General features: G+C 61.2%; 12 protein-coding genes. 4 read left to right on the top strand and 8 right to left on the bottom strand.

What is annotated here, in order from left to right:
• Window positions 1-69: 69 nt before the first annotated feature.
• The 5 genes from hflD to cspD form a co-directional block, all read right to left on the bottom strand.
• Window positions 70-693: a high frequency lysogenization protein HflD gene (gene hflD / locus G7016_RS21745; RefSeq protein WP_181117797.1), complete on the bottom strand. Its 624-nt coding sequence runs from the start codon at window positions 691-693 to the stop codon at window positions 70-72.
• Window positions 690-1,835, bottom strand: a complete 1,146-nt coding sequence (gene mnmA / locus G7016_RS21750) for a tRNA 2-thiouridine(34) synthase MnmA (protein ID WP_181117798.1) — start codon at window positions 1,833-1,835, stop codon at window positions 690-692. The genes hflD and mnmA overlap by 4 nt, the downstream gene beginning before the upstream one ends.
• A gap of 163 nt (window positions 1,836-1,998) precedes the next feature.
• Window positions 1,999-2,436, bottom strand: a complete 438-nt coding sequence (locus tag G7016_RS21755; RefSeq protein WP_181117799.1) for an NUDIX hydrolase — start codon at window positions 2,434-2,436, stop codon at window positions 1,999-2,001.
• Window positions 2,437-2,497: 61 nt separating this feature from the next.
• Complete coding sequence (locus tag G7016_RS21760; RefSeq protein ID WP_181117800.1) at window positions 2,498-4,723, bottom strand: NADP-dependent isocitrate dehydrogenase; 2,226 nt, start codon at window positions 4,721-4,723, stop codon at window positions 2,498-2,500.
• 373 nt (window positions 4,724-5,096) lie between these two features.
• Window positions 5,097-5,348, bottom strand: a complete 252-nt coding sequence (gene cspD / locus G7016_RS21765) for a cold shock domain-containing protein CspD (protein WP_181117801.1) — start codon at window positions 5,346-5,348, stop codon at window positions 5,097-5,099.
• Between the two features lie 222 nt (window positions 5,349-5,570).
• On the opposite strand from cspD, the gene clpS reads away from it, so the two are divergent.
• Together clpS and clpA are read left to right on the top strand one after the other, a co-directional pair.
• Window positions 5,571-5,993, top strand: a complete 423-nt coding sequence (gene clpS, locus G7016_RS21770) for an ATP-dependent Clp protease adapter ClpS (protein ID WP_181117845.1) — start codon at window positions 5,571-5,573, stop codon at window positions 5,991-5,993.
• Between the two features lie 31 nt (window positions 5,994-6,024).
• Window positions 6,025-8,295 (top strand): ATP-dependent Clp protease ATP-binding subunit ClpA, encoded by a 2,271-nt coding sequence (clpA, locus tag G7016_RS21775; protein ID WP_181117802.1) that lies wholly within the window; start codon window positions 6,025-6,027, stop codon window positions 8,293-8,295.
• 91 nt (window positions 8,296-8,386) lie between these two features.
• On the opposite strand, the gene infA is transcribed toward clpA, so the two are convergent.
• The 3 genes from infA to aat all read right to left on the bottom strand — a co-directional run bounded on the left by infA (window position 8,387) and on the right by aat (window position 10,149).
• Window positions 8,387-8,605 carry a translation initiation factor IF-1 gene (infA, locus tag G7016_RS21780; RefSeq protein ID WP_002553999.1) on the bottom strand — a complete coding sequence of 73 codons (219 nt, stop codon included), beginning with the start codon at window positions 8,603-8,605 and terminating at the stop codon, window positions 8,387-8,389.
• Window positions 8,606-8,703: 98 nt separating this feature from the next.
• Complete coding sequence (locus G7016_RS21785; protein WP_181117803.1) at window positions 8,704-9,411, bottom strand: arginyltransferase; 708 nt, start codon at window positions 9,409-9,411, stop codon at window positions 8,704-8,706.
• A gap of 24 nt (window positions 9,412-9,435) precedes the next feature.
• The gene (gene aat / locus G7016_RS21790; RefSeq protein WP_181117804.1) at window positions 9,436-10,149 is read right to left on the bottom strand and encodes a leucyl/phenylalanyl-tRNA--protein transferase; all 714 of its coding nucleotides are present in this window, start codon (window positions 10,147-10,149) and stop codon (window positions 9,436-9,438) included.
• 390 nt (window positions 10,150-10,539) lie between these two features.
• On the opposite strand from aat, the gene G7016_RS21795 reads away from it, so the two are divergent.
• Window positions 10,540-13,179 (top strand): DNA translocase FtsK, encoded by a 2,640-nt coding sequence (locus tag G7016_RS21795; RefSeq protein WP_181117805.1) that lies wholly within the window; start codon window positions 10,540-10,542, stop codon window positions 13,177-13,179.
• Window positions 13,180-13,230: 51 nt separating this feature from the next.
• Complete coding sequence (gene lolA, locus G7016_RS21800; RefSeq protein ID WP_181117806.1) at window positions 13,231-13,854, top strand: outer membrane lipoprotein chaperone LolA; 624 nt, start codon at window positions 13,231-13,233, stop codon at window positions 13,852-13,854.
• Window positions 13,855-13,866 lie beyond the last annotated feature (12 nt).

Here is a 13,866-nt window from a genome sequence, read left to right on the forward strand (position 1 = left end):
GCATATGATACATGAAAAACCACCTGGCTCGCTGACCTATCGGGCCAGTGAGCGAGGCGGGGCGGGCAATCACCCGTCTCGTAGCATGGGGTATAGCTCGCGCAACAGCTTGCGGCGGCTGATCAACAACTGCCAACGGTGGCCGCCGAGCTGGCGCCACAGGCGGGCACAGCGGATGCCTGCCAGCAACAGCGCGCGAATTTTGGAGGCGTTGCTGGGCTGCTGAAGGTGGCGCATGTCGCCGTGCACCTGAATGCGCTGGCGCAGAGTACTGAGGGTGTCCTGATACAGGCCGCCGGTGGCAGCGATCACGTTCTCATGCGCCGGCCCGAAGTGTTCCACCTGCGCCTGGATCTGCGGCAACCGCTTGCCAATGGCGTCCAGCATGGCGGGGCGTTTTTCCAACTGCCGCTCCAGCGTCACCATCGACAGCGCATAGCGCAGTGGCTCGCGCTGAAGGCTGGTGGGGTCGCGCTCGAGCGCGGCGGCCAATGCCCGGTACCCCTCGCGCAGTTGCTTGTCGTCGCCACCGAACACGTCCAGGGTGGTCTTGGGATCGCGCACCAACAGCGTGCCGAGCATGGCCGCCAGCTCCGCTTCGCTGACCTGCCCGGTCTTGGCTATGCGGTCTACCAGCACCGCTGCCTGGAACACGCTGCCCAGGGCCATGAGCTGCTCATGCACCTTGCTCATGAGGTCGCTTCCTGCTGCGCTGCACAGTGCGCCGCCTCGATCACGCCGCCACCCAGGCAGATATCCCCATCGTAGAACACCACGGATTGGCCTGGCGTGACGGCCCGCTGAGGCTCGTCGAAGGTGACCCGATATCCGCGGGCGGTGAGTTCGAGCGTGCAGGGCTGATCGGCCTGGCGGTAGCGCACTTTGGCGGTGAGGCGTCGTGGCTGCGACAGGTCGATAGGGTTTACCCAGAAGATCTCGGAAGCTTCGAGCGATTCGGCGAACAACCAAGGGTGGTCGTTGCCTTGGCCCACGATCAGCTCGTTGCGGGACAGGTCCTTGGCCAGTACGTACCAGGGTTCGTCTCCAGCGCCTTGCAAGCCGCCGATGCCCAGCCCCTGGCGCTGGCCGATGGTGTGGTACATCAGGCCATGATGGCGGCCGATGATCTCGCCTTCGGTGGTTTTGATCTCGCCCGGTTGTGCCGGGAGGTACTGCTTGAGGAAGTCACTGAAGCGGCGCTCGCCGATGAAGCAGATCCCGGTGGAGTCTTTCTTCTTCGCAGTGGCCAGCCCATGCAGGTCGGCAATGGCGCGCACTTCGGGTTTTTCCAGCTCGCCCACCGGGAAGAGGGTACGCGCGATCTGCTCGCCGCCAACAGCGTGAAGGAAATAGCTCTGATCCTTGTTCGGGTCCAGGCCCTTCAGCAGTTCGGTGACGCCGTCGCGGTCACGGCGCCGCACGTAATGGCCGGTGGCAATGAGGTCTGCCCCCAGGCCAAGGGCGTAATCCAGGAATGCCTTGAACTTGATTTCCCGGTTGCAAAGGATGTCCGGGTTGGGCGTGCGGCCGGCCTTGTACTCTTCCAGGAAGTGCTCGAACACATTGTCCCAGTACTCGGCGGCGAAATTGGCCGTGTGCAGCTTGATGCCGATCCGGTCGCACACCGCCTGCGCGTCGGCGAGGTCTTCGCGCGCCGTGCAGTATTCGGTGCCGTCGTCTTCCTCCCAGTTCTTCATGAACAGCCCTTCCACCTGGAAGCCTTGCTGCAACAGGAGGAGGGCGGACACAGAGGAGTCGACGCCGCCGGACATGCCGACGATCACGCGCGTATTACGAGGATCCTTGTAGGGATCGTGGGAAACGGGCTCACGCATGGGCTTGAAAAGGTTCTGGTGTAAAACGCGACAGTCTAACAGGCTGGGCTCTTATAGAACAAAGCTGTTGTGGCTGCAGCAGCGCACCCTGTGGGAGCCGGGCGCAGCCGTAGGCGTAGCTCGCGAATAGGCCTTTAAGAAAGACAGTGAAGCCCTGCCGGGATCAGTCGCGAACCACATCAAGGCTGTACACGGGGCCGGCCAGGTAATCATCGATGCACCTTAGTACCAGGTCGCTACGCCACCTCTTGGGCTCGGCGGCCAGCTCGTCACGGGTCAGCCAATGAGTGGCCGTGATATCGCGGTCCAGTGGGTGATCCTTGCGGCGTATGGGGCGTGCGGCAAAGCACACGCGCTGATAGGTCACGCCGTTGGAAGGCGCCGTGTACAAGTAGATGCCGACCACGCCGGTGAGCTCGACCTCCCAGGCGGTTTCTTCACGGGTTTCACGCAGCGCGGCTTCGCGCAGGGTTTCGCCGCGCTCGAAGTGGCCGGCAGGCTGGTTCAACACCAGGCGGCCCTCTTTGTGTTCTTCGACGAACAGGAAGCGGCCGTCATCTTCAATCACGGTGGCGACGGTAATGTGGGGGTGCCAAGTCATAAAGTGTCCAGTTTCAAAAGAAATAAAAAACCCCAGCTGGGCTGGGGTTTTGTGAAGCGGGTTACTTCAACGAGGCGATAGCCTCATTGAGCGTTGCGCTCGGCCGCATGGCCTTGCTGGCCAACTCCGGCGTGGCGAAGTAGTAGCCGCCGATGTCCACCGGCTTGCCCTGGGCGCCGTTCAACTCGCCGACAATGGTCGCCTCGTTGCTGGTGAGCGCTTCGGCCAGCGGCTTGAAGCGCGCCTGCAGGTCGCTGTCGGTGGTCTGCTCCGCCAGTGCCTGTGCCCAGTAGGTGGCCAGGAAGTAGTGGCTGCCACGGTTGTCGATACCGCCGACCTTGCGCGATGGCGACTTGTTGGTATCCAGGAACTTGCCGGTGGCCTGGTCCAGAGTGTCCGCCAGAACCTGGGCCTTGTTGTTGCCGTAGGTGGTCGCCAGGTGTTCGAGCGAGGCGGCCAGGGCCAGGAATTCACCCAGCGAGTCCCAGCGCAGGAAGCCTTCTTCGTTGAACTGCTGCACGTGCTTGGGCGCGGAGCCGCCGGCGCCGGTTTCGAACAGCCCGCCGCCGTTCATCAGTGGCACGATGGACAGCATCTTGGCGCTGGTGCCCAGTTCCATGATCGGGAACAGGTCGGTCAGGTAGTCGCGCAATACGTTACCGGTGACCGAGATGGTGTCCTTGCCTTCGCGGATGCGCGAAAGGGACAGCTTCATGGCCTCGACCGGCGCAAGGATCTGGATGTCCAGGCCGTTGGTGTCGTGGTCTTTCAGGTAGCGCTGCACTTTCTCGATCAGGGCGGCGTCGTGGGCGCGGGCGCTGTCCAGCCAGAAGATGGCAGGCGTGCTGCTGGCGCGAGCACGGTTGACGGCCAGCTTGACCCAGTCGCGGATCGGGGCGTCCTTGGTCTGGCACATACGGAAGGTATCGCCGGCTTCAACGGCCTGTTCCATGAGCACGGAACCGTCAGCGGCCAGTACGCGAACCACGCCGTCGGCCTTCACCTGGAAGGTCTTGTCGTGGGAGCCGTATTCTTCGGCCTTCTGGGCCATCAGGCCAACGTTCGGCACGCTGCCCATGGTGGTCGGGTCGAAGGCGCCGTTGACTTTGCAGTCTTCGATCACGGCCTGGTAGATGGTCGCGTAGCAACGGTCCGGGATCACAGCCTTGGCGTCCTGCAGCTCGCCCTGGGCGTTCCACATTTTGCCCGAGTCGCGGATCATTGCCGGCATCGAGGCGTCTACGATGACGTCGCTCGGTACGTGCAGGTTGGTGATGCCCTTGTCCGAGTTCACCATGGCCACCGCAGCGCGAGCGGCATAGACGGCTTGCAGGTCCGCTTCGATTTCGGCCTGCTTGTCGGCTGGCAGGGATTTGATACGCGCGTACAGGTCGCCGATGCCGTTGTTGCTGTTGAAGCCCACTTCAGCAAGGGTGCTGTCGTGCTTCGCCAGCGCGTCCTTGTAGTACTCCTCCACGAACTGGCCGAACATGATCGGGTCGGAGACCTTCATCATGGTGGCTTTGAGGTGCACGGAGAACAGTACGCCCTGTGCCTTGGCGTCCTCGATCTGGGCTGCGACGAATGCGCGCAGGGCCTTGCGGCTCATCACTGCACTGTCGATGATCTCACTGGCCTGGACCTTGGTTTTTTCCTTGAGAACGGTGGTAGTGCCGTCCTTGCCGACCAGTTCGATGCGAACGGCGCCGTCGGCCTCGATCAAGGCCGCCTTTTCGCTGCCGTAGAAGTCGCCGCCGTCCATGTGCGCCACGTGCGCCTTGGAGTCGCTGGCCCAGGCGCCCATCTTGTGGGGGTGCTTGCGGGCGTAGTTCTTGACCGACAGCGGGGCGCGGCGGTCGGAGTTGCCTTCGCGCAACACCGGGTTCACGGCGCTGCCCTTGATCTTGTCGTAGCGGGTGCGAACGTCCTTGGCTTCGTCGCTGTCGGCGGTGTCCGGGTAGTCCGGAACATCGAAGCCCTTGGCTTGCAGTTCCTTGATCGCTGCCTTCAGCTGCGGAACCGAGGCACTGATGTTCGGCAGCTTGATGATATTGGCCTCGGGCGTGGTAGCCAGTTCCCCCAGCTCCGCCAGGTCATCGGACACGGCGCGGTCGCCCAGGCGCTCCGGGAAGGCAGCGAGGATGCGGCCGGCCAGAGAGATGTCGCGGGTCTCGACAGCGATGTCAGCGGTTCGGGTAAACGCCTCGATGATCGGCAGGAGGGAATAGGTGGCGAGGGCAGGGGCTTCGTCGGTGAAGGTGTAGATGATCTTGGATCGGGTGGGCATGTCGGGTTAACTCTCTGTTTTGCTGAGCATGCTAAGCATCTCGTTACGCAGGGTAGGCGCTTTCGGTGGCGTGCACGGAAAGTCGAGAGGCCTCGCGGTGATGTTGGGTGCATCAGTCGAGCGTCAAACGGCCGGGCCGAGGTGCTGGCCCGAACGGGTTCACAAACGTGCGGTGGCGCCCCTTGCGTGGAGGTTCGCCGCCATGACTCGGTGGTCACCCGGCGGAGTATATCAAACCCGTGGAAAGGCGCACCTGGCTTCGCCCGATGCTCGGGCGCGACGATGTAAACAGGGGGTAGGGCGAGAGTCTGCGCAAGGCTTGCGCGACTGACCACCCCGGGGAGAGGCAGCCAGCCATCAGTGAGACGCTGCGTCAGGCGTGCGAGGTTGAAGACGCGTGAGAAGTAGTGGCAACTGTTTCAGTCACCGGTGAAATGCCCACGGCATGCATGCCCTTAGGACCCTGGATAATGTTGAATTTCACGGGTTGCCCGGCCTTGAGCGTTTTGTAACCTTCCATTTCGATAGCCGAGAAATGGGCGAAGAGATCTTCCGATTTCCCGTCCTCGATGATGAACCCGTAGCCCTTGGCATTGTTGAACCACTTGACTTTACCGCTTGGCATGCTCATATCCCTCTGCAAAGGACCCCATTGCTGGAGTATCATCCACCTCGTTCGCGCACCGGCCGAAAATTTATTTGACTGTGCGGACCTTTCTTCCCCAATGTGGGTTCTACTGTTTGTAACACCGTTTTGCCGATAGTCAAGGTCATGCGGCGGCCGAGTATCAATCTGGACACACGTCTCACCACAACCTTCAATCGCTCAACGATGAACACTTCCGAAATGCATGCAACCAACCATACTCGTCTAACCTTCAAGCAGTATCGGCACGGTCCGTACGGGCACAGCCAGTGCAGGCACGGCCAGTCTCGGCTCGGTCCCGACAGCCCCGCTCCTCTGGAAGATGATTCCGCCGGAGTTGCGGTGCAGGAATCCAAACCGACGCTGCAGGCGCCACCGATGTACAAGGTGGTGCTGTTCAACGATGACTACACCCCGATGGATTTCGTGGTAGAGGTGCTGGAGCTGTTCTTCAACCTGAATCGCGAGCTGGCGACAAAGGTGATGCTGGCGGTACATACGGAAGGGCGTGCAGTCTGCGGGCTGTACACCAGGGACATCGCGGAAACGAAGGCCATGCAGGTGAATCAATACGCCAGGGAAAGCCAGCATCCGCTACTCTGTGAAATCGAGAAGGACGGTTGAAATCCGGCCACTTGGGTTATGAGGTGAAGCTATGTTAAACCGCGAGCTCGAAGTCACCCTCAATCTGGCCTTCAAGGAGGCTCGGTCTAAGCGTCATGAGTTCATGACCGTCGAGCACCTTCTGTTGGCCTTATTGGATAACGAAGCCGCTGCTACCGTGCTACGGGCATGCGGCGCAAACCTCGACAAGCTCAAGCACGACCTCCAGGAGTTCATTGACTCCACCACGCCGCTGATTCCCGTTCATGATGAAGACCGCGAAACCCAGCCAACACTGGGGTTCCAGCGCGTGCTTCAACGCGCCGTGTTTCATGTGCAGAGTTCGGGCAAGCGTGAGGTCACCGGCGCCAATGTACTGGTAGCCATTTTCAGCGAACAGGAAAGCCAGGCTGTCTTCCTGCTCAAGCAGCAGAGTGTCGCCCGCATCGACGTGGTCAATTACATTGCCCATGGTATTTCGAAGGTGCCGGGTCACGGTGAGCATTCGGAAGGGGAGCAGGAAATGCAGGACGACGAGGGTGGCGAATCCTCTGCATCCGGCAATCCGCTGGATGCTTATGCAAGCAACCTGAACGACCTTGCGCGGCAGGGTCGCATCGATCCGCTGGTAGGCCGGGAGAGCGAGGTCGAGCGCGTGGCTCAGATCCTTGCCCGCCGGCGCAAGAACAATCCATTGCTGGTAGGCGAGGCGGGCGTAGGTAAAACCGCCATTGCCGAAGGCCTTGCCAAGCGCATCGTCGACAGCCAGGTGCCAGACCTCCTTGCAAACAGCGTGGTCTACTCGCTGGATCTCGGTGCCTTGCTGGCCGGTACCAAGTACCGCGGTGACTTCGAGAAGCGCTTCAAGGCGCTGCTCGGTGAGCTGCGCAAGCGCCCGCAGGCCATCCTGTTCATCGACGAAATCCATACCATCATCGGTGCGGGCGCGGCGTCCGGCGGCGTGATGGATGCGTCCAATCTGCTCAAGCCACTACTTTCCTCGGGCGAGATCCGCTGCATCGGGTCTACCACGTTCCAGGAATTCCGCGGCATCTTCGAGAAAGACCGTGCCTTGGCGCGTCGTTTCCAGAAGGTGGACGTCACCGAGCCTTCGGTGGAAGACACCATCGGGATCCTGCGCGGCCTGAAAAATCGCTTCGAACAGCACCATAGCATCGAGTACAGCGATGAGGCTCTGCGTGCAGCGGCTGAACTGGCCTCGCGTTATATCAACGACCGTCACATGCCCGACAAGGCTATCGACGTGATCGACGAAGCGGGCGCCTATCAGCGGTTGCAGCCGGTCGAAGCCCGGGTCAAGCGCATCGAAGTAGCGCAAGTCGAGGACATCATCGCCAAGATCGCGCGCATTCCCCCGAAGCACGTCAGCAGCTCCGACAAGGAATTGCTGCGTAACCTGGAGCGCGACCTCAAGCTCACGGTGTTCGGCCAGGATGCCGCCATCGATTCGCTGTCCACCGCGATCAAGCTGTCTCGCGCCGGGCTCAAGGCGCCGGACAAGCCTGTAGGTTCGTTCCTGTTCGCCGGGCCTACCGGCGTGGGCAAAACCGAGGCTGCGCGGCAGTTGGCCAAGGCTTTGGGTATCGAGCTCGTGCGGTTCGACATGTCCGAATACATGGAGCGCCATACCGTATCCCGGCTGATCGGTGCCCCTCCAGGGTACGTAGGGTTCGATCAGGGCGGTTTGCTGACCGAAGCCATCACCAAGCAGCCTCACTGCGTACTGTTGCTTGACGAGATCGAGAAGGCGCACCCGGAAGTCTTCAACCTGCTGTTGCAGGTGATGGATCACGGCACCCTGACCGATAACAACGGCCGCAAGGCGGACTTCCGCAATGTGATCCTCATCATGACCACCAACGCTGGCGCTGAAACCGCCGCGCGGGCGTCCATCGGCTTCACTCACCAGGATCATTCCTCGGACGCCATGGAAGTGATCAAGAAGAGTTTCACGCCAGAATTCCGCAACCGCCTGGACACCATCATTCAGTTTGGTCGCCTCAACCACGAAGTCATCAAGAGTGTGGTGGACAAGTTCCTTACCGAACTGCAGGCCCAGTTGGAAGACAAGCGGGTGCTGTTGGAAGTTACCGATGCCGCGCGCAGCTGGCTGGCTGCCAGTGGCTACGACGCCCAGATGGGTGCCCGGCCGATGGCCCGGCTTATCCAGGACAAGATCAAGCGGCCTTTGGCCGAGGAGATCCTGTTCGGGGAGCTTGCCGAGCATGGCGGCGTGGTGCATATCGATATCAAGGACGGCGAGATGACCTTCGATTTCGAAACCACGGCTGAGATGGCCTGATGCGGTAGCGGCGGGGCTAGCCTCGCCGCCATCTGTTTTTCAGGCGCAAACGAAAAGCCCGGCTTATGCCGGGCTTTGTCGTTTCAAGCTTTTAGCGAGCGCGGTACGTGATCCGGCCCTTGCTCAAATCGTAAGGGGTCAGCTCCACGCGGACCTTGTCGCCGGTGAGGATTCGGATGTAATTCTTGCGCATCTTTCCAGAAATATGCGCGGTAACGACGTGCCCGTTTTCCAACTCCACGCGGAACATGGTGTTGGGCAGGGTGTCGACGACAGTGCCTTCCATTTCGAAGCTGTCTTCTTTCGACATGCAGTAAAGCCCTCGGTATCCAGTATGTGGCCCGGTGCAACTGCGCCAGGCAAAAGCGGCGCATATTGTGCCCGAAAAACAGACCTTGCGCCAAGGGCTCAGTTCAGCGTGACCCACCTTTGATTGATCAATAGCTCGATGGGGCGGTATTGAGTCTTGTAATTCATCTTTTTGCAGTTCTTGATCCAGTACCCCAGGTACACCGCGCCCAGGTCGAGCCGCAGGGCTTCGGTGATTTGCCACAGAATGGCGAAACGGCCCAGGCTACGCCGCTCCTGCTCTGGCTCGTAGAAGGTGTACACCGCCGAAAGCCCATTGGGTAGCAGGTCTGTCACCGCCACGGCCAGTAACCGGGTGCCCAGGCGGAACTCGTAGAAGCGGGAAAATGGCAGATCCCGCACCAGGAAGGTCGAGAACTGATCCCGGCTGGGAGGATACATATCGCCATCGGCGTGGCGCTGGTCGATATAGCGCTTGTACAGGTCGAAGTACTCTTCGGTGAAGCGCGGCCGTGCGGCGGTCACCGTAAGGTCTGCGTTGCGCTTGAGAATGCGTTTCTGCTGCCGGTTGGGGAGAAAGCGCGCCGCGGGAATGCGAGCGGGCACACAGGCGTTGCAGCGCTGGCAGTGCGGGCGGTAGAGGTGATCGCCGCTGCGCCGGAAACCCAGTTCCGACAGGTCGGCGTACACGCCCGGATCCATCGGCTGGCTCGGGTCCAGGAACAGCGTGGTCGCCTGCTCATCCGGCAGATAGCTGCAGGTGTGGGGTTGAGTGGCATAAAACTTCAAGCGCGCCAACTCGGTCATGGTCAACCCTCGGTCCAAACTTACTCAGTGAGTGTATGCCAGAGCGATGGAACTCGCTCGGCCAGCCCAGTTGGCGCCCGCGGGCGCATCCAGGTACTGGTCGAGGTATTGGACGAATTCTGCCCGGCTGATCTCCCTTGCGCCCAGGCTTTCCAGATGACGGGTATGCATCTGGCAGTCTATCAGCGCAAAATCGGCGCCTTGCAAATGCTGGGCGAGCGTCACAAAAGCCACCTTGGAGGCGTCCGTGACGCGGCTGAACATCGACTCGCCGAAAAACAGTTGGCCAATCGCAATACCATACAAGCCGCCAACCAGTTCATCTCCTTGCCAGGCTTCGACGCTGTGGGCGATCCCGCGGCGATGCAGCTCTACATAGGCCTGCTCGATGGCTGAAGTGATCCAGGTGCCCCGTGCATAGTCACGCGGCGCGGCGCAGGCCCTGATCACCGCGGGAAAATCACGGTTCAGCGTAACGGTGAAGCGCCCCTGGCGTATGACCTTGCGCAAGCTTCGCGACGCGCGCACCTGGGCAGGCGGCACGACCATGCGCGGGTCGGGTGACCACCAGAGGATCGGCTGACCCTCCTCATACCAGGGAAAGCAGCCGTGCCGGTAGGCCGCTACCAGGCGTTCCGGGCTCAGGTCGCCTCCGGCCGCCAGAAGGCCGTTGGGGTCGCGCAGCGCCCGGTGCAGCGGGGGGAAAGTGAGGTCGTCACGGTTGAGCCAGGTGAGCATGGTCGCGGTGCAATGATTCGATCGATGGAAGGGGAGGGCAGTATCACGCGCCATAGCCCCAGCGTCGAGGGCTGGCTATGTGCCGGATTGCAGCGTTGGTTATTCTCGATGCACGTTTGTTCCACCTGCCGGGACGGGCTGGAACCCTAAGGGCGGCCTGAGGTCCATGAAGGTTCGCGCAGTAACTTTAAATATGCGCTTAAACCTTTGTCAGCCAACATAAAGCATGGTGAAATTGAAGCCGCCTTTTTTGGCCTGGGGCCGGTAGCAGGTGGCTTGCTGCCACCCTATGACATCGGTACTGTAAATCCGTACAATGGTCGGCCATGAACGGAACCGGCCGCGATAGAGTCCCTCTGATCGCGCGCACCGCGCAGGAAAGAACGCGTTTTGAAGAAGTCCACCGCTAAACCCGTCCCTGTCCCCCTCTGGCGGCAGCAATTTCATTACCGCCTGAAAGAAGGTGCGCTCATCGCCATGGCGGCGCTGTGCCTGTACCTCTGGATGGCGCTGCTCAGCTATGATCAGGGCGATCCAGGCTGGAGCCATACCGGCACAAGCGTGGGCCAGGTGCAGAATGCCGCAGGGCGGGCCGGAGCCTATGCCGCGGACATCCTGTTCATGGTGCTGGGCTATTTCGCCTACATTTTCCCGTTGCTGTTGGGTGTGAAAGCCTGGCAGATCTTCCGTGAGCGCCACCAGGCCTGGCAATGGAGCGGCTGGTTGTTTTCCTGGCGGCTGATTGGCCTGGTATTCCTCGTGCTTTCAGGCGCGGCCCTCGCTCACCTGCATTTCCACTCGGCTGCCAGCCTCCCGGCGTCGGCGGGTGGTGCACTGGGCGAAAGCCTGGGCGACCTGGCCCGTAATGCGCTGAACGTTCAAGGCAGTACCTTGCTGTTCATCGCGCTGTTCCTGTTCGGCCTGACGGTGTTCACCGATCTTTCATGGTTCAGCGTGATGGACACCACCGGCAAGATCACCCTCGATCTGATAGAACTGGTCACGGGTGCGGCAAGCCGGTGGTGGGCGGCCCGTACCGAACAACGCAAGCTGGTCGCCGCGCTGCGCTCGGATGAGCCGGCCTACGAGGCGCCACCGACGCGCAAGGAAACTCGCCCCGAGCCCAAGCCGCAGCCTGCGGTATCGGCGCGGCAGGAACCCGTGGTAGAGCCGCGTTTCGAGCCCTCGGTAGCAAAGGCTCCCCAGGCGGCGGTTTCAGGTACTGGCCTGAATGCCACCCCACCCCGCACCCAAGCGGCGGAACGTGTACCGGCGGTTGCGCTGCGCATGCCCTGGGATGACGAAGACGACGAATTCGAAAGCTTCTCCGCTACCGGTGAAAACCCTGTGCTGGAAGCACCACGGCTAGTGGCCGAGCGCAAGGTTGCCCAGGTGTCCGCGCCCTCGATGCCTCCCATTATTGCACCTTCCGCGCAGCCTCCCGCCGTGGCGCCGCCTGCGGCAAAGGCAGAGCCTGTGCGTCTGGCCTTCCCTGAAAAGCCCCAGCCCCCCATGGTCGATGCCGCGCTGGAAGGTACCATTCCGCCGCTGTCGATCCTCGACCCGGTAGAAAAGAAGCAGGTGCAGTACTCTCCCGAGTCCCTGGCAGGGGTAGGGCAGCTGCTTCAGATCAAGCTGAAGGAATTCGGTGTAGAGGTCACGGTGGATTCGATCCATCCGGGTCCGGTGATCACCCGTTACGAAATCCAGCCTGCCGCGGGCGTGAAGGTCAGCCGCATTTCCAACCTCGCGAAGGACCTCGCGCGCTCGCTCGCGGTGACCAGCGTGCGCGTTGTGGAGGTAATCCCGGGCAAAACCACCGTGGGCATCGAAATTCCCAACGAGGACCGCCAGATCGTGCGGTTCTCCGAAGTGCTGTCCACGCCTCAGTACGATGATGCCCAGTCGCCCGTCACGCTTGCCCTCGGGCATGACATTGGCGGTAAGCCGGTCATTACCGACCTGGCCAAGATGCCCCACCTGCTGGTCGCCGGCACCACCGGTTCCGGTAAGTCGGTGGGCGTGAACGCGATGATCCTGTCGATCCTGTTCAAGTCCACGCCACAGGAAGCGCGGCTTATCATGATCGACCCGAAAATGCTCGAGCTGTCGATCTACGAAGGCATTCCGCATCTGCTGTGCCCGGTGGTCACCGACATGAAGGACGCTGCCAACGCCCTGCGCTGGAGCGTGGCCGAGATGGAGCGCCGCTACAAGCTGATGGCGGCCATGGGTGTGCGTAACCTTGCGGGTTTCAATCGCAAGGTGAAGGACGCCGAAGAGGCCGGCACTCCGCTGGGGGATCCGCTCTACCGTCGCGAAAGCATGGAAGACGAAGCCCCACTGCTTAAAACACTGCCAACCATCGTGGTGGTGGTGGACGAGTTTGCCGACATGATGATGATCGTCGGCAAAAAAGTGGAAGAGCTGATCGCCCGTATCGCCCAGAAAGCGCGCGCGGCGGGTATCCACCTCATCCTCGCTACCCAGCGTCCGTCCGTGGATGTGATCACCGGCCTGATCAAGGCCAACATCCCGACGCGGATGGCGTTCCAGGTGTCGAGCAAGATCGACTCCCGCACCATCATCGATCAGGGAGGCGCCGAGCAGCTTCTCGGCCACGGTGACATGCTCTACATGCCTCCTGGTACCAGCCTGCCGATCCGTGTGCACGGTGCGTTCGTGTCGGACGACGAAGTTCACCGTGTGGTGGAAGCCTGGAAGCAACGTGGCACGCCCGACTACAACGACGACATCCTTAACGGTGTTGAAGAAGGTAATGGCGCCAGCTTCGAAGGTTCGGGTGGTGGTGACGGTGACGATAGCGAAAGCGATGCCCTGTACGACGAGGCCGTGGCCTTCGTGCTGGAGAGTCGCCGAGCGTCCATCTCCTCCGTGCAGCGCAAGCTGAAAATCGGCTATAACCGCGCCGCCCGGATGATCGAAGCCATGGAAATGGCCGGTGTGGTCACACCCATGAACAGCAACGGCAGCCGCGACGTCATCGCGCCCGGCCCGACACGAGACTGATAGGCCAGTGCCGAACAGGCACTGGTTCGCCCACCTGACTAGAGGATTATCATGCGCCTGATTCGCATGTTGTTGGTGTCTGCCCTGGCCATGGCCAGCGTTTCCGCATTGGCGGATGACCAGGCGGTAAAGTCGCTGACGCAACTGCTGGAAAAGTCCCAGACCCTCACCGGGCGTTTTTCCCAGCTTACACTCGACGGTAGCGGCACCCAGCTGCAGGAAACCAGCGGTGAAATGGCGCTCCAGCGGCCAGGGTTGTTCAATTGGCATACTGATGCACCACAAGAGCAGCTGATGGTGTCGGACGGCAAGAAGGTATCGCTCTGGGACCCTGACCTGGAGCAGGTGACTATCAAAACCCTCGACCAGCGCCTGACTCAAACCCCCGCGCTGCTGTTGTCTGGCGATGTGTCCAAAATCAGCCAGAGCTTCGACATCACTTCGAAGGAAGCCGGCGACGTTATCGACTTCGTACTCAAGCCCAAGACCAAGGACACCTTGTTCGACTCGCTGCGGTTGTCGTTCCGCCGTGGCCTGATCAACGACATGCAACTGATCGACAGCGTAGGGCAGCGCACCAATATCCTGTTCATGGGCATCAAAGCCAATGAGCCAGTGCCGGCCAGCAAGTTCACGTTCGTCATCCCCAAGGGTGCCGACGTGATTCAGGAATAGGGCGGCTCCGCT

The organism is Pseudomonas japonica, assembly GCF_013522925.1.
GTDB lineage: Bacteria > Pseudomonadota > Gammaproteobacteria > Pseudomonadales > Pseudomonadaceae > Aquipseudomonas > Aquipseudomonas japonica_A.